We start from the raw sequence: 15,884 nt of genomic DNA on the forward strand, positions 1-15,884 counted from the left end.
CGCGCGTCCTCGTGCAGCAGCCCCTTCGCGGGGGACGAGACGGAGCATCGGCCCAGGCAGCCTCTTGTACCCTGCACGCATCCCTTCACCGAGAGGACGAGGCATGCGGCTGCCCTGGTCTCCATCCGATCCCGCCGACGCCCGAGCAGGCGACGAGCATGCGCAGACGCTCGTGCAGCACCTGCGCAGCCATCTGGGCGAGCCCAGCACCGTGCTGGCCGAGTCGATGCCCGACGAGCTGCGCATCGACCTCGTCGTCTTCCCGCCCGCCGAGGGTCGCCCGTTCGTCACCCTCGCGACCGTCGGCATGTCCGACCTGCCGATGCACGTGCCCTCGGAGCTCGCAGAGCATGCGAGGCAGGAGCTCGTCATCGGGGTCCCCGCCGACTGGCCGGGGCTCGCCGGAGGCGAGGCCGACGTCGAGGGTCGACTGCGCGACGAGTCCGCATACTGGCCCATCCGCCTCGTGAAGGGGCTCGCACGCTACCCTCGCCGCAGCAGCACGTGGGTGTCGTGGGGGCACACGATCCCCAGCGGGGCGCCCTTCCACGACGGCCTGCCGTTCTCGACCGCGCTCATCGGCCCGCCGCTCGGCCTGCCCCCTGGCATCATGTCGGCGTCGACGGCGGTCGGCCGCGTCTCGTACCTCGCGGTGCTGCCGGTCACCGACGCCGAGATGGCGCATGCGAAGTCGACCGCGCGCGGCTCCGACGACCTCATCGACCGGCTCGAGTCCGCAGGCGTGACGATCGCCGTCGACCCTGGACGCGCCTCCGTCGTGTGACGCGACGAGACCCCTCCTGCCTGAGCAGGAGGGGTCTCGTCGTGCGATCGTCAGGCCTGGGGCGCCGCAGCGCCTCCGCCGCCCGAGCGACGGCGACGACGTCGCCTCGCCGGTGCCGCGTTGCCGTCGTGGTGCTGCGTGCCGCCGCCGTCGTGCGTGCCGCGGCCCTCCGCGGGCTGCCGCGCCGACTCCACGGGTGCCTGCGTCTCGCGGGGTGCGTCGCCCGTGCCGCGACCGCCGCGGCGCTCGCCGCCGCGTCCGCCGTCGCGACGCTGACCGTCACGACCGCCGCCGCCTCGCCCACGGCCGTCGGCCTGGCGCGCGGCTGCACGCTCGAGCTCGCGCTTCGCGACGCGGTCGGGAGGCGTCGCCCGCAGGCGGCCCTTCGAGCCCTCGGGGATCGAGAGCTCCTCGAACAGGTGCGGCGACGAGGAGTACGTCTCGGCGGGCTCGGGGATCTGCAGCTCGAGCGCACGGTCGATGAAGGTCCACTTGTGGAGGTCCTCCCAGTCGACGAACGTGATCGCGATGCCCGTGCGGCCGGCGCGGCCCGTGCGGCCCACGCGGTGCAGGTACGTCTTCTCGTCCTCGGGGATGGTGTGGTTGATGACGTGGGTCACGTCGTCGACGTCGATGCCGCGCGCGGCGACGTCGGTCGCGATCAGCACGTCCTTCTTGCCCGCCTTGAACGACGCCATCGCGCGCTCGCGCGCCTCCTGGCTCATGTCGCCGTGCACGGCAGCAGCCTCGAAGCCGCGGTCGATGAGCTCCTCGCACAGTCGCGACGCCGCGCGCTTCGTGCGCGTGAACACCACGGTCTTGCCGCGGCCCTCTGCCTGCAGGATGCGGCCGATGACCTCGTCCTTGTCGAGCGAGTGCGCCCGGTACGCCAGGTGGCGGATGTTCTTCTGCGCGATCGAGTCGTCGGGGTCGGTCGCACGGATGTGGATGGGCCGCGACATGAAGCGGCGCGCGAGGGCGACGATCGGACCGGGCATCGTCGCCGAGAACAGCATCGTGTGGCGCACGGGCGGCACGAGCGAGAAGATGCGCTCGATGTCGGGCAGGAAGCCGAGGTCGAGCATCTTGTCGGCCTCGTCGAGCACGATCTCGGTGACCTTCGACAGGTCGAGGATGCGCTGGTTGGCGAGGTCGAGGAGGCGGCCGGGCGTGCCGACCACGATCTGCGCACCTGCCTTCAGCTGCTCGATCTGGCCCTCGTACGCCTTGCCGCCGTAGATCGAGGCGATCTGCGTGGGGCGATTGGCGGTGATGAGCACCATGTCCTCGGTGACCTGCACCGCGAGCTCGCGCGTCGGCACGACGATGAGCACCTGCACGCCCGGCCCAGGGTCGGGGCCGATGCGCTGCGCGATCGGCAGGCCGAACGCGAACGTCTTGCCGGTGCCGGTCTTCGCCTGGCCGATGATGTCCTGACCGCTGAGACCCAGTGGGATGGTCTGCTGCTGGATCGGGAAGGGGTCCTCGATGCCGTGGGAGGCGAGGGCCTCGACCATGTCGGCTTCGATGTTCAGTGCTGCGAACGTCACGTGTGATCCGTCTCTTGGATGCGTCGTATTCCGGGCGAGTCTACCGGCGCGTCGTCTGGATGCCGGTGCGCACCGCGAGCGATGGCTAGGCTTTCCGCCGTGGTCCGATGGTTCGATCGCACGCCGCGCGAGGTGACGAGGGCGCTCCTGCGACCCCGCAAGGTCGTCGCCGACGGCGATCGCGTGCTCCTGCAGGACCTCGAGCCGAGGCTCGAGCACTACCTGGGGCAGCTGCTCGCGCTCCAGCTCGTCGTGCTGCAGCAGGCGGGCAGGGCGGTCGACGAGTCGCCGACGCTCGCGTCGAAGGCGAACCTCGTCGAGGCGCTGCGCATCGTCTCGACCCGCTACCGCGACCTCGTGCAGCTGCTGCCGCGCGACGTCGAGCCCATCGAGGCGATCGAGCCGTTCTACGCCTCGAGCGAGCGGTTCGCGAAGGAGGTCGCCGGCGCCGACTGGTACGAGCAGCTGCTGTCGCTGCACGTGACCACGGGTCTGCTCACCGACTTCTTCGTCGCGTACGGCGGCGGTCTGCCGGAGGACGATCGCGACGCGGTGCTGCGGGTGCTCACGCGCGAGACGGGCCAGCCGCTGCTCGTGCGCGAGCTGCAGCGCGCGATCGTCGCCAACCCGAGGCTCGCAGCGCGCATGGCGCTGTGGGGGCGCAGGCTCGTCGGCGACACCCTGCTGCAGATGTACCTCGCGGTGCACGGGCCGCAGGAGGCCTCCTCCGCGCCGTCGCAGCGGCTCGAGCCCGCGTTCAACGACATCGTCGCCGCGCACACCCGACGCATGGATGCGCTCGGCCTCACGGCCTGACGTCGGCAGCGGCTCGCTACCGGACGGAGAGCAGCTGCTGCAGGCGCTGCTCGTCGCGTGCCGGGCGCACGCGCGCCAGCGCGAGGGCTGCGACCGTGCAGACCACGGCTGGTGCCACGAGGGCGAGCAGCCAGATCCACGGGTCGCCGAGGCTCCAGCCGCCCACGACCATCGCGACCCATGCGACGGCGGTGGTGCACGCGCCCAGCGCGGGCAGCAGCATCATGCCGTGCGTGGCACGGCCGGGGATGACGTAGCGCAGGACGGCGCCGATCGCCGCGCCGAGCACCGGCATCCAGATGAGCTCCATCAGGCGACGAACCCGATGCGCCTGGTCGACTCCGACCCGATCTCGACGTATGCGATCTGCGCGCTGGGCACGAGGTAGCGGCGTCCCTTGGCGTCGTCGAGCGTGAGGTGGCCGCCGTCGAACGCCGACGTGACGGCCTGCTCGACCTCGGCGACCGTCTGCGCGGAGTCGAACGCGATCTCGCGTGCGGTGTCCTTGATGCCGATGCGGATGTCCATGTCGAAAGGATACGTGCTCGACATGCGCTCCCCATCCACGTTCGCCGACAGCGGCGGGGTGTCCGAGGTGTGGGTGGGGAGCCGTAGCGTCGAGGGATGCCCGTGACCCTCGACGCCTCGCAGCGCGCAGTCCTCGACCTGCAGGAGGAGGCGAGCGCCATCGTGCTGGGCGTCGCCGGATCGGGCAAGACCACGACGGTCGTCGAGCTCGTCGCCGACCGGCTCGCACGCCCGGGGTGGACGGGCGGCGACCTGCTCGTGCTCGCGGGATCGCGGGCCGCCGCGACACGGCTGCGCGACCGGCTCGCCGCCCGCGTCGACGTCGTGACGCCCGGCCCGCTCGCGCGCACCGCGGCGTCGTTCGCGTACGCCCTGCTGGGCGAGGAGGCGCTCGCGATGGGCGTGGAGCGACCGCAGCTGCTCTCGGGCGCAGAGCAGGACGGCATGCTCGCCGACCTGCTCGCGGGCCACGTCGACCTCGGCACGGGGCCTGCCTGGCCCGAGCATCTCGGCGCCGAGGTCCGCGAGCAGCAGGGCTTCCGCACCGAGCTGCGCGACGTGCTGGCCAGGGCGCGCGAACAGGGACTCGACCGGGCGGCGCTCGACGAGCTCGCCATGCGGCACGACCGACCCGAGTGGGCGGCGGCCGGCGCTGTGCAGCGCGAGCTCGACCAGGTGCTCGCCCTCGCGCACCGCGACGGCGTGGGCGCCGTCGACGCCGCGAGCCTGCTGGCGCGCGCCGCCGACATCGTGCGCGCCGGCCCGCGCAGGCTCCGCCTGCTCGTCGTCGACGACGCGCAGGAGCTCACCGAGGGTGCGATGCGACTCGTCGAGGCGCTGCACGCCACGGGCACGACCATCGTCGCGCTCGGCGACCCCGACACGGCCACCGACATGTTCCGCGGCGCCGACCCGTCGATCCTCGGCTCGATCGGCGCACGCCTCGGCTTCTCCACGCGCATCGACCTCGCGCACGACCACCGCCACGGTCCGGTGCTGCGCGCCGCGATCGGCCGGCTGTCCGAGCGCATCGGCACCGCGCTCGGCGGCACGCATCGCGCAGCGGACGCGCTCGGTGCCGAGGGCACGGTCGCCGTGCATCGCGTCGACGGCGCGGTGGAGCAGTCGCGCCGCATCGCGAGGCTGCTGCGAAGGCGCCACCTCGTCGATGGCGTGCCGTGGGGCGCGATGGCGGTCGTGACGCGATCGGGCAGGCTCGCCGCCGAGCTCGAGCGCTCGCTCGCCGACCTCGAGGTGCCGACGCTGCGCGAGGGTGGCGGCTCGGCGGTGCGCGGCTCGAGCGTGGCCGACGACCTCGTCGCGATGCTGTCGATCGTCACGGGGGTCGAGCCCGTCGCGCCCGACGTCGCGCGACGCATCCTGACGTCGCCGCTCGTGGGACTCGACGCGGTCGGCCTGCGACGCCTGCGCCGCGCCGTGCGCCATCGAGCCATCGCAGATGGGCGCGCGCCCGCCTCCGGAGACGAGCTCCTCGCCGACGCGCTCGCAGACGACGCGGCGCTCGACGGCGTCGGTGGTCCCGAGGCGCGCACCGCGCGTGCCGTCGGCTCGCGCCTGCGCTACGCCGCGGAGCTCGCGCACGGCGACGACCCCGACACGGCCGTCGAGCTGCTGTGGCGGCTGTGGGACGGCGCGGGCGTCGCCGAGGCGTGGCGCGATGCCGCGCTCGCAGGCGGTGCCGACGCGTCGTGGGCGCATCGCAGGCTCGACGCCGTCGTCGCGCTGCTCGACCACGCGGCGAGGCACGCGGAACGCCACCCCGACGTCCGGGCGGACGAGTTCGTGCGCGCGTGGCGTTCGGCGGCGCTCGAGCTCGACTCGCTCGCCGGCCGCCAGGTGGCGGAGTCGGTGCGCATCGGCACGCCGTCGCAGCTCGTGTCGGTCGAGCTCGACACCGTCGTCGTCGCGGGCGTGCAGGAGGGCGCATGGCCCAACCTGCGGCCGCGGGGGTCGCTGCTGGGCGCGCAGCTGCTGGGCGCGCACGCGATCGGTGGCGTCACGACCGTCACCGACGTCGCCGACGACGAGCTGCGCATGCTCGTGCACGCGGTCTCCCGGGCGCGTGCGGCCGTGCACGTCGTGGCGATCGACACGGAGGAGGAGCGGCCGGCGCGCTGGCTCGCGGTCCTGCCCGAGGCGCCTGGCGAGGTCGACGCGCGCGGACGCACGCTGCGCGAGCTCGTCGGCACGCTGCGCCGCATGCTCGTCGACCCGCACTCGTCCGCCGGCCTGCGCGGCGACGCCGCGGCAGCGCTCGCACGCCTCGCCGCCGAGGGCGTGCCGGGCGCCGCGCCCGAGCAGTGGGCGGGTCTCGCGGAGGCCACGACCGATGCCCCCCTCGTCGACGGCGGTGAGCCGATGGGCGTCTCGCCCTCGGCGCTCGAGGGATTCGAGGCGTGCGCCGTCGACTGGGCGGTGAGCAGGCTCGCCCCCACGGGCTCCGCGACGCCGCAGGCGGTCGGCACGATCGTGCACGCCGCCGTCGAGCAGGCCGACGCCGCCGACGCGGCATCGCTCATGGCGGCCGTCGAGGCACGGTGGGCCGAGCTCGCGTTCCGCTCGCCGTGGGAGTCCGCGCGCGAGCACGCGATCGTCGAGCAGATCGTCGTGGCGATCGCCGAGTACGTGCGCACCGAGCGCGAGCTGGGATGGCGCATCGACGTCGGCGACCACGAGCGCAGGTTCGAGCTCGCGATCGGCGACGTCGTGCTGCGTGGCTCGATCGACTGGATCGAGCGCCGCGGCGACGAGGTGCGCATCGTCGACCTCAAGACGGGCAAGGACAAGCCGAGCGGCCCTGCGATCGCGGCGCACGCGCAGCTGCGTGCCTACCAGCTCGCAGCGGCACGCGGCGCGATCGCGACCGTCGCACCCGAGACGACGTCGGCAGGTGCGCGCCTGCTGTACCCGCGAGACCCCAAGCCCATCGGCGACCAGCCGCCGCTCGAGGCGAGCGAGCTCGCCGAGTTCGAGGAGCGCGTCGTCGACGTCGCCGCACGCATGGCGGCCGCGACGTTCACGGCGGTGCCCCTCGAGCACTGCCTCAACGAGTTCGCGCACGGCCAGTGCGAGATCCACGTGCGACGACAGGTGACCGAGTGAGCCAGCCGATCAGCCCAGCCGAGATCGCCGAGCGGCTGCACGAGGCGTCGGGCGCCGACGGCGCCGCGCGCATCCCGACCGACGAGCAGGCCGCCGTCATCACGGCACCGCTCGAGCCTGCGCTCGTCGTCGCGGGCGCGGGCTCCGGCAAGACCGAGACGATGTCGATGCGCGTGCTGTGGCTGCTCGCGAACGACATGGTCGAGCCCGAGCGCATCCTCGGCCTCACGTTCACGCGCAAGGCGGCGAGCGAGCTGCGCGTGCGGCTCGTCGAGCGCATCCAGCAGCTCGTGCGCGCAGGGCTCCTCGACGAGTCGGCCGCCGCGGTCGAGCCCACGGTGTCGACGTACAACGCGTTCGCGAGCCAGCTCTACCGGGAGCACGCGCTCGTGCTCGGCCGCGACCCCGATGCCGACCTGCTGGGCGACACCGCCGCCTGGCTGCTCGCGCGCGACGTCGCGCTCGGCAGCGACGACCTGCGTCTCGCGGCGCTGCGGTCGAACGACGTCGTCGTCGACGGCCTGCGCCGCCTCGCGTCCGAGCTCGGCGACAACGCACTCGACCCGAGCGTGCTCGACGGCTTCGCGAGGCCCTTCGAGCGCATCGCCGGCCTCGAGGTGGGCAGGGGCCAGATCGGCGTCGGCAGGGAGCGCGACAAGGACGTGCTCGCGATGCGTGCCCTCGAGCCGCTCGCCGCGCTCGCCGAGACCTACGATCGGCGCAAGCGCGAGCTCGGGGTCATCGAGTTCAGCGACCAGGTGCGCTTCGCCCTGCAGGCGCTGCAGGCGGCCCCGCGGCTCGTCGACGAGGTGCGCGCGCGGCACGGCGTCGTGCTGCTCGACGAGTACCAGGACACGTCGGTGTCGCAGGTGCGCCTGCTCACGACGCTCTTCGGCGGCGACCCCGTGATGGCGGTGGGCGACCCCAATCAGTCGATCTACGGATGGCGGGGTGCGAGCGCAGGCACGCTCGCGCGCTTCCATGACGACTTCGGTGGCACGGCGCGCTTCGCGCTCTCGACGAGCTGGCGCAACGCCGCTGGCGTGCTCGACGTCGCGAACCGCATCGCCGCGCCGCTGCCCGCGCACGGCGTCGAGCGCCTGCGGCCGCGCCCGGGCGCGCAGGCAGGCGAGATCGCGCTCGAGCTGTTCGAGACGCAGCACGACGAGGCCGAGGCGCTCGCGACCTGGTTCGCGGAGCGCGGCGCAGGCAGGCCGCCGACGACCGCGGCCGTGCTGCTGCGGGTGCGTGGACGCATGTGGACGTTCGCCGACGCCCTCACGCGCCGCGGCATCGCGTGCCACGTCGTGGGCACGGGAGGCTTGCTCGCCGAGCCCGAGATCGTCGACATGCGCTCGGCGCTGTCGGTGCTCGCGGATCCGCGGGCCGGCGGTCACCTGCTGCGGCTGCTCGCGGGCGCCCACTGGCGCGTCGGCCCGCGCGACCTCGCAGCGCTGCGTGACCACGCGCGGCGGGTGGCGACGCGCTTCCTCTCCGAGCGCGCTCGCGACGCCGATCGCGAGTCGACGGACGACGACGCCTCCGCCTCGCTCGTCGACGCACTCGACGACCTGCTCGATGCGTCTGACGACGCCGCGGTGTGGAAGGCGCTCTCGGAGCCGGGCGCCGAGCGGCTGCGCGACGCTGCGCGCACCTTCCGTCGACTGCGCGCGCAGCGCGCGCTGCCGCTGCCGGAGCTCGTGCGCCTCGTCGAGCGGCAGCTGCGGCTCGACGTCGAGGTGCTCGCGAACCCCGCTCGCGCACCCCGTCGCGCGCTCGACGCGTTCGTCGCCGAGGTGCAGCAGTTCGCGCTCACCGATCCCGCAGCGACGCTCGAGGCGCTCGCGGCGTGGCTCGAGCGTGCCGCGCGCGACGACACGCTCGACGCGCCGGCACCCGAGCCCGAGCCCGGCGTCGTGCAGATCCTGACGATCCATGCCTCGAAGGGCCTCGAGTGGGACCTCGTCGCCGTGCCCTCCCTCTCGGAGAAGACGTTGCCGATGCAGCGGCAGGACGCGCGCGGGTGGCTCGCCGTCGGCGCCCTGCCGTATGCGTTGCGAGGCGACGCGGGCGAGCTGCCGCGCTTCGATCCGTCCGGCGTCGCCGACCTTCGCGAGTACGGCACGGAACGCAAGGCGTACGTCGAGGGGCTCGCCGATCAGTTCCACGCGGAGGAGCGACGGCTCGCGTACGTGGCGGTGACGCGGGCGCGGGCGTCGCTGTGGATGTCGGCGGCGTGGTGGATCGGCAGGAACAAGGGCATCGCGAAGCCGTCGCGGTTCCTCGTCGACGGGGCAGATGCGCTCGGCGTCGCGCTGCCGGACGCCCCGGAGCACGCCGAGAACCCGACGGTGCTCGAGCTCGAGCAGTCCGTCTGGCCACCCGACCCCCTCGGGCGCCGCCGCGACGTGGTCGAGCGGGCCGCCGACGCCGTGCGTGCGGCCGACGCGGCGGCGGCGACGCGGTTCGACGACGAGATCGCGCTGCTCCTCGCCGAGCGCGACGCGCCAGCGGTGGCGGTGGCTCCCAGCCGCATCTCCGCGTCGACGGCGAAGGACTGGCTCGCCGACCCCGAGGCGCAGGCGCTCGCTCGCGTCCGCCCCATGCCGCGCCGACCGTTCCGCGCGACGCGGCTGGGCACGCTGTTCCACCAGTGGGTCGAGCAGCGCGGCACGACGGGGCTCGCAGACCTCGTCGACGACGATGGGCTCGGCGGCGACGACGCGCTCGGCGGCGACCTCGTGGCCGTCGACGTCGAGCGGCTCGCGCGGCTGCGCGAGACGTTCCTCGCGTCGCCGTATGCGCGCATGGAGCACGTCGCGACCGAGCTCGAGGTGCATCTGCCGCTCGGGTCGACCTCGGTGGTGTGCCGCATCGACGCCGTGCTGCGCGACGGCGACGAGCTCGTCCTCGTCGACTGGAAGACGGGGGCGCTGCCGCGGTCGAGGGCCGACGTCGCCGAGCGCGGGCTGCAGCTGGCGCTCTACCGCGCCGCGTACGCGCTGCACGCGGGCGTCGACCCCGACAGCGTGCGCGCCGAGCTGTACTTCGTCGAGCACGACGAGGTCGTGCGGCCCGAGCACGTGCTGAGCCTCGACGAGCTGCGCACCGCGTGGGAGGCGGCGAGGGGCAGGCTGGGCTGAGCGAGGCGCTGCGCTCAGCCTCGACCGTCAGCCTCGGGTGGTCCCAGGCCGCGGCAGCTCGACGTCGCCGAGGTCCTCCGTGACGTCGTCGCTCGGGCCGCCCGACGCGGCGGGCTGCGCGCGCGCGACCGACGTGCCGCGCTCGTCGAGCATGTGCTGCACGTCGGCGAGGTCCATCGTGTGCAGGCGCTCCGGCTGCAGCGCCGTCGATGCGTCGTCGTCGGAGACCCGGTCGGCGAGGCGGGCGAGCATGCCCTCGGCGTCGGCGACGATCGCGTCGTCGCGGGACTCGACGCCGTGCAGCAGCCATCGTGCGACGTCGAGCTCGGCGTGCAGCATCGCGCGGCGTCGCAGCTGTCGGTCGGCGCCGCGCACGCCCGCGTAGGCGACGAAGGCCTCGTCGACGCTCGATGCGTGCTCGTTGCCAAGCAGCCAGGCGAGGTCGATCGCGGGATCGCCGAGGCCGAGGGCGTGCCAGCCGTCGACGCCGGTGATCGTCGCGTGCTCTCGGCGGAACGCGGGAGCCTGCAGGTCGCCGTGCACGACGCGCGGCTGGAACTGCCACAGCGCGGCGTCCTCGAGGGCCACCTCCCACCTGGCGAGCAGCGCAGCGGGCACGCGGCCCGTCGAGGCGACGCGGTCGAAGACGTCGACGAGGGCCTGTCGGATGTCGGCGACCGACCGGTGCGCGAGACCGGCGTCGAGCACGATGCTCGTCGGCAGCTCGTGCAGGGCGGCGATCGTCTCGCCGATCGAGCCCGCGAGCCCAGGATGCGCGGGAGAGACGTCGGCGAGCCGCAGCGTCGCGCCTCCCAGTCGCGTCGTCACGATGACGGCGGTGCGCTGCAGCGGTGCGGTGCCGAGCGTCTCGGGCACCTCGAAGGGCAGTCGGTCGCGCACGGCTCCCGTGAACACGTGCAGCGTGACGGCCTGGTCGCGCAGACGTGCGAGCGCATCGGGGGTGCGTGGCACGACGACCCGCACGACGCGTCCGTCGGCGATCCGGGCGGCGACCGCCTCCGCCGCGTCGTCCGAGCCGTCGTCGACGGCCCCCACGACCTCGATGCCGGGCACGGCGGAGGTCGCCAACGCGGCTAGAGTGAAGGGGTTCGCAGCCATGATCGCAAGGGTACGGCGGGCATCACCGGCTCCTGCGTCGCCACGCGCTGCGACGGGAAGGCAGCATTGACGAACCCGTCCTCGATCCCACCCCTGTCGCGCACCTCGCTCGACCGCGACCACGCCTCGCGCATGCGGGCGGGATCGTTGGAGGAGGCGCTCGCCGACGCGTCGACGCGCGTCGTGCTCGTCGACGGCGACCGCACGCTCGTCGCCGACGGCGCGATCGTGCGCGTGCCCGCAGACCGCGTGCCGTACGGCGCCCGCGTGGCATGGCTCGGACGCACGGGCGGCAGAGGCGGTCAGCCGCAGGGCGCCGTCGTGCTCGCCGCGTCGGTCGACGGCGCGCTCGTCGACGGCGCCGGCGACGGGCAGGAGCTCGGCGCGTGGCGCAGCCTGCGCGAGATCGGCGCCGAGCTCGATGCTGAGGATGCGGGCATCCTCACGCAGGCCGTCGCCCTCGCCCGCTGGCAGGCGCAGACGTCGTACTCGGGCATCGACGGCACGCCCGTGGCCTTCGAGCAGGGCGGATGGGTCGGCATCGACGGCGCTGGCGCGCAGCACTTCCCGCGCATGGATCCGGCGGTGATCGTGCTCGTGACCGACGCGAGCGACGAGCGCATCCTGCTGGGCCGCAACGCCGCATGGACGGATCGCTTCTCGCTCTTCGCGGGCTTCGTCGACCTCGGCGAGTCGTTCGAGGCGACCGTCGTGCGCGAGGTCGCGGAGGAGGCGGGCGTCACCGTCGAGGATCCGCGCTACGTGGCGAGCCAGCCGTGGCCGTTCCCGCGCAGCCTCATGGTGGGCTTCGAGGCGGTCGCGCTCGACCCGGAGGCCGCTCGCCCCGACGGCGAGGAGATCGTCGAGATCCGGTGGCTCACGAGGGACGACGTGCGCGCCGGCGTCGTGGGCCTGCCTGGCAACGCATCGATCGCGGCGCACCTCATCCAGCGCTGGCTGGATCGGTGACGCCCGACGAGATCCTGGGGCGGCTCGACGAGCAGCAGCGCGAGGTCGCGCTCGCCGTGCAGGGCGCGGTGTGCGTGCTCGCAGGCGCGGGCACCGGCAAGACGCGTGCCATCACCCACCGCATCGCGTACGGCGTCGCGGTGGGGGTCTACGATCCGCGGCGCGTGCTGGCGGTGACGTTCACGACGAAGGCGGCAGGGGAGATGCGCACGCGCCTGCGTGGGCTGGGGGCCGAGGTGCAGGCGCGCACGTTCCACTCGGCGGCGCTCGCGCAGCTCGCGCACTTCTGGCCGCGGCTCGCAGGCGGCAGGATGCCGGAGGTGCTGCCGACGAAGGGCCGCACCATCGCCGACGCGGCGCTGCAGCTGCGGCTGAAGGTCGACACGGCGCAGCTGCGCGATCTCGCGGCGGAGATCGAGTGGCGCAAGGCGCGAGCGCTCACGCTCGAGGAGTACGCGGCGAGCGCTCACGGCCGGCCGATGCCAGGCGACCTGCCGGTGAGCAGGATGCTCGAGCTGCACGAGACGTACGAGCGGCTCAAGGACGACCGGCGGCAGATCGACTTCGAGGACGTCATCCTCGCGACGACCGGCATGCTCGAGCGCGAGCCGATCGCCGCCGACACGGTGCGCGGCCAGTACCGGCACCTCACGGTCGACGAGTACCAGGACGTGTCGCCGCTGCAGCAGCGGCTGCTCGACGCGTGGCTCGGTGGCCGCGAGGAGGTGTGCGTCGTCGGCGATCCGAGCCAGACGGTCTTCGCGTTCGCCGGCGCGAACGCGCGGAGCCTGCCGGAGTTCATGGGCAGGCATCCGGACGCGACGGTCGTGCGCCTCGAGCGCAGCCACCGGTCGACGACGCAGATCGTCGACGCCGCGAACCGGCTCATGCGCGGCCGCGACGCCATCCACCTGCGTGCCGAGCGCTCGGGACCGGAGCCGGAGGTGACGATGCACCCGTCGGATGCTGCGGAGGCGCGCGCCGTCGCCGAGCGGTGCCGCGCGCTCGTGGCCGGCGGTGCCCGGGCGTCGGAGATCGCGGTGCTCGTGCGCTTCCACGCGCAGTCGGCTGCGATCGAGCAGGCGCTGGCCGACGCGGGACTCTCGGTGCGCCTCGCGGGCGCGAAGCGGTTCTTCGAGCTGCCTGCCGTGCGCTCGGCGATGATGATGCTGCGGCAGACCGCCGACGATGGTCGCCCGCTGTTCCAGGCGGTCATCGACGTCGTCCACCCGCTGGGCTACGCGCACGAGCCGCCGGCGACGCAGGGGGAGGAGCGTGCGCGCTGGGATGCGCTGCACGCGCTCGTGACGCTCGCGGAGGAGGCCCCCGAGGGGGCGACGGCCGCGGGGTTCGCCGACGAGCTCGCCCGTCGCGCGGCGACGGATCACGAGCCTGGCGTCGATGCCGTGACGATCGCGACGCTGCACGCTGCGAAGGGCCTCGAGTGGGAGCACGTGTGCATCGTGGGGCTGTCGGAGGGTCTGCTGCCGATCTCGTACGCCTCGACGCTCGACGCGATCGACGAGGAGCGCAGGCTCTGCTACGTCGGCATCACGCGAGCTCGGTCGTCGCTGTCGCTGTCGCATTCGGCGGCGTCGGGTCGGATGACGAGGACGCCGTCGCGGTTCCTGGCAGAGCTCGACACCCGCAGTCGGGGTGCGGCAGCCACCGCTCGACGCTGACCGCCCCGGTGTCGAGCGCGATGCTCGCGCCCGCACCCGCCTCGCTCCGGTCGAGCGCTGCGAGGTTCACGAGCACGGCGACGTGCGCGACGGTCTGGGCGACGGCGGCGGCTGGCACGGCGTCGATCGCGGGCAGGCCGTGCGGCACGGCCGCGTGCGCGTCGGCGAGGTCGGCGCAGCGAGGGCACGCGGATCGTCCTGGCACGGTCCACGGGCCGACGACGATGCGCTGATCGCCGACGACGACGGGCACGTGCACGCGGTCGCGCATGAGCAGCCGCTGTCGCTCGAGGTCGGGCAGACGCCAGTCGGCGACGGGGATCGACACGTCGATGCTGCGGCGCGCGATGCGGTGGCCGTCCTCCTCGAGCACGCGTCGCAGGGTGCCGGCGACGGGGCCGGAGCCCGTGACCTCGACGCGCAGCCGCGGTCGATGGTGGCCGACGAGCACGGGCCCGAGCGCTGCGAGGAGGCGCGCGGCGCGGGCGTCGCCGAGCACGACGGCGGGCTCCGACGGCACGACGCCCCGATGCATGCGGTCGAGCAGCGCCGCGGTCGCGTCGTCGACGTCGACCAGCGTCGCGAGCGCTCGCTGCGCCCCGATGCGCAGGCTCGTCGGCGTCGTCCAGATGATCGGCAGGGCGGGGTCGAGGCGCAGCATGCGCGACAGGATGGGCGACGCGCGTCGCCGTCGGCCGCCGCTGTCCACAGCGACCGATCGGCGCGCTCGGCTCAGTCGGCCGTGCCGTCCTCGCGCTCGTGCGGTCGGTCGCCGCCCTCGTCGCCCAGCAGGTCCTGCAGCGCACGGTCGACGTCGTCGGGCTCGGGCGTGCCGCCCTGCAGCGACGCGATGACGCGCGCCGGGTCGTCGACGTCGGCGGCGGTCGGCAGCAGGTCGGGGTGGTCCCACAGCGAGTCGCGCACGTCGGCGCCGACGGCCTCGGTCACGGCGCGCCAGAACGCGGACGCCTCGCGCAGCCTGCGCGGACGGATCTCGAGCCCCACGAGCGTGCCGAACGCGCGCTCGGCCGGCCCGCCCGTCGCGCGGCGCCGGCGCACCGCCTCTGCGATCGCGTCGCGTCGCGGCAGACGCGAGGCGGCGTCGGCCGTGACGCAGTCGACCCATCCCTCGATGAGCGCGATCGTCGTCTCGAGCCTGCCGAGGCTCTGCAGCTGCTCGTCGGTCTTCGGCGGGATGAGCGAGCCGGAGGAGAGCGCCTCGCGCAGCGCCTGCGGGTTCTGCAAGTCGGACATGTCGAGGTCGGCGGCGAGCTCCTCGAGTCGTTCGACGTCGATGCGGATGCCCTCCGCGTACTCGCGCACCGACGAGAGCACGTGCAGTCGCAGCCACTTCGCGTGGTGGAAGAGGCGGGCGTGGGCGAGCTCGCGCGTCGCGAGCCAGATGTGCACCTGGTCGGCGGGGATCTCGAGGCTCTCCGGCAGGCCCTGCAGGTTGACGGGGAGCATCGCCGCCTGCTCGTCGAGCAGCGGGAAGCCGACGTCGCCGCCCGAGAGCACCTCGCTGGAGAGCTGGCCGACGACCTGGCCGAGCTGCATCGCGAAGAGCGTGCCGCCGACGTTGCGCAGCAGCCTGCCGGCTCCCGCGATCATCTCCTGCGCCTCCTCGGGCGCCTGCTGCCGCATGGCGTCGGTGAGGGCGTCGGCGATCGAGGCCGCGACGGGATCGCTCATCTCCTGCCACACGGGCATCGTCGCCTCCGCCCACTGCTGCCTGGAGAGCAGGGTGATGTCGGAGATCGTGCCGATGCGGGTGGCCTCGTCGAGCCATGTCGCGGCGAGGCGTGCAGCCTGCTGCACCGCGTCGCGCTCCTCGGTGGAGACGCTGCCGGGGTCGCGGCTCACGACCTGCACGGCCTGCTGCCTCGCGACGCTCCAGTCGATCCCGTCGCCCGTGCGCTGCAGCGCCGACTGCAGCTGCGCCATGAGCTGCTGCAGCAGCGCGGGGTCCGCGGGGATGCCGGCGGCGCCTGCGAGCTGCTGCGGATCGATCTGACCGCCGAGGAACTGCTGCAGCATGTCGCGCAGCTCTGCCTCCGGATCGCGGTCCGGGTCCTGGTCGGGGGACTGATCGGCCATGGGGCTACGCTATCGCCGGGCTCGCAGGCGGCGGGCCGTTCGCGGGCATCCGAGCCTGCGCCGACGGCGAACA

At 73.9% G+C, this 15,884-nt stretch carries 11 protein-coding genes; 6 read left to right on the forward strand and 5 right to left on the reverse strand.

Translation table 11 applies throughout. From position 1 onward, the window contains the following. The first annotated feature begins 103 nt into the window (after positions 1–103). A complete protein-coding gene (locus tag ACZ6H8_RS07620) occupies positions 104–784 on the forward strand; it encodes a suppressor of fused domain protein (RefSeq protein WP_464146046.1) in 681 nt (226 codons plus the stop codon). A gap of 50 nt (positions 785–834) precedes the next feature. Here the strand turns inward: ACZ6H8_RS07620 and ACZ6H8_RS07625 are convergent, their stop codons facing one another. After that, positions 835–2,301 (reverse strand): DEAD/DEAH box helicase, encoded by a 1,467-nt coding sequence (locus ACZ6H8_RS07625; protein ID WP_464146108.1) that lies wholly within the window; start codon positions 2,299–2,301, stop codon positions 835–837. A 132-nt stretch (positions 2,302–2,433) separates the two neighbouring features. Between ACZ6H8_RS07625 and ACZ6H8_RS07630 the strand changes: the two genes are divergently transcribed. Further along, positions 2,434–3,150 carry a ferritin-like fold-containing protein gene (locus ACZ6H8_RS07630; RefSeq protein ID WP_464146048.1) on the forward strand — a complete coding sequence of 239 codons (717 nt, stop codon included), beginning with the start codon at positions 2,434–2,436 and terminating at the stop codon, positions 3,148–3,150. A 16-nt stretch (positions 3,151–3,166) separates the two neighbouring features. On the opposite strand, the gene ACZ6H8_RS07635 is transcribed toward ACZ6H8_RS07630, so the two are convergent. Then, on the reverse strand, positions 3,167–3,460 hold the full coding sequence (locus ACZ6H8_RS07635) for a hypothetical protein (protein WP_464146050.1): 294 nt from the start codon (positions 3,458–3,460) through the stop codon (positions 3,167–3,169). Beyond that, positions 3,460–3,678: a DUF3107 domain-containing protein gene (locus ACZ6H8_RS07640; protein ID WP_464146052.1), complete on the reverse strand. Its 219-nt coding sequence runs from the start codon at positions 3,676–3,678 to the stop codon at positions 3,460–3,462. The genes ACZ6H8_RS07635 and ACZ6H8_RS07640 overlap by 1 nt, the downstream gene beginning before the upstream one ends. Before the next feature lie 96 nt (positions 3,679–3,774). Here ACZ6H8_RS07640 and ACZ6H8_RS07645 point away from each other — a divergent pair, with 96 nt between their 5' ends. Together ACZ6H8_RS07645 and ACZ6H8_RS07650 are read left to right on the forward strand one after the other, a co-directional pair. After that, a complete protein-coding gene (locus ACZ6H8_RS07645) occupies positions 3,775–6,801 on the forward strand; it encodes a PD-(D/E)XK nuclease family protein (RefSeq protein WP_464146054.1) in 3,027 nt (1,008 codons plus the stop codon). Further along, positions 6,798–9,944: a UvrD-helicase domain-containing protein gene (locus ACZ6H8_RS07650; protein ID WP_464146056.1), complete on the forward strand. Its 3,147-nt coding sequence runs from the start codon at positions 6,798–6,800 to the stop codon at positions 9,942–9,944. The genes ACZ6H8_RS07645 and ACZ6H8_RS07650 overlap by 4 nt, the downstream gene beginning before the upstream one ends. A gap of 27 nt (positions 9,945–9,971) precedes the next feature. On the opposite strand, the gene ACZ6H8_RS07655 is transcribed toward ACZ6H8_RS07650, so the two are convergent. After that, positions 9,972–11,063 carry a phosphotransferase gene (locus ACZ6H8_RS07655; RefSeq protein WP_464146057.1) on the reverse strand — a complete coding sequence of 364 codons (1,092 nt, stop codon included), beginning with the start codon at positions 11,061–11,063 and terminating at the stop codon, positions 9,972–9,974. A gap of 66 nt (positions 11,064–11,129) precedes the next feature. On the opposite strand from ACZ6H8_RS07655, the gene nudC reads away from it, so the two are divergent. Both nudC and ACZ6H8_RS07665 read left to right on the forward strand, forming a co-directional pair. After that, positions 11,130–12,032, forward strand: a complete 903-nt coding sequence (gene nudC / locus ACZ6H8_RS07660; RefSeq protein ID WP_464146058.1) for an NAD(+) diphosphatase — start codon at positions 11,130–11,132, stop codon at positions 12,030–12,032. After that, on the forward strand, positions 12,029–13,714 hold the full coding sequence (locus tag ACZ6H8_RS07665; protein WP_464146060.1) for an ATP-dependent helicase: 1,686 nt from the start codon (positions 12,029–12,031) through the stop codon (positions 13,712–13,714). Before nudC ends, ACZ6H8_RS07665 begins: the two co-directional genes overlap by 4 nt. A 732-nt stretch (positions 13,715–14,446) precedes the next feature. Here ACZ6H8_RS07665 and ACZ6H8_RS07670 read toward each other — a convergent pair. Then, on the reverse strand, positions 14,447–15,811 hold the full coding sequence (locus ACZ6H8_RS07670) for a zinc-dependent metalloprotease (protein WP_464146062.1): 1,365 nt from the start codon (positions 15,809–15,811) through the stop codon (positions 14,447–14,449). Positions 15,812–15,884: the final 73 nt, after the last annotated feature.

This window comes from Agrococcus sp. AC640b (assembly GCF_979255995.1).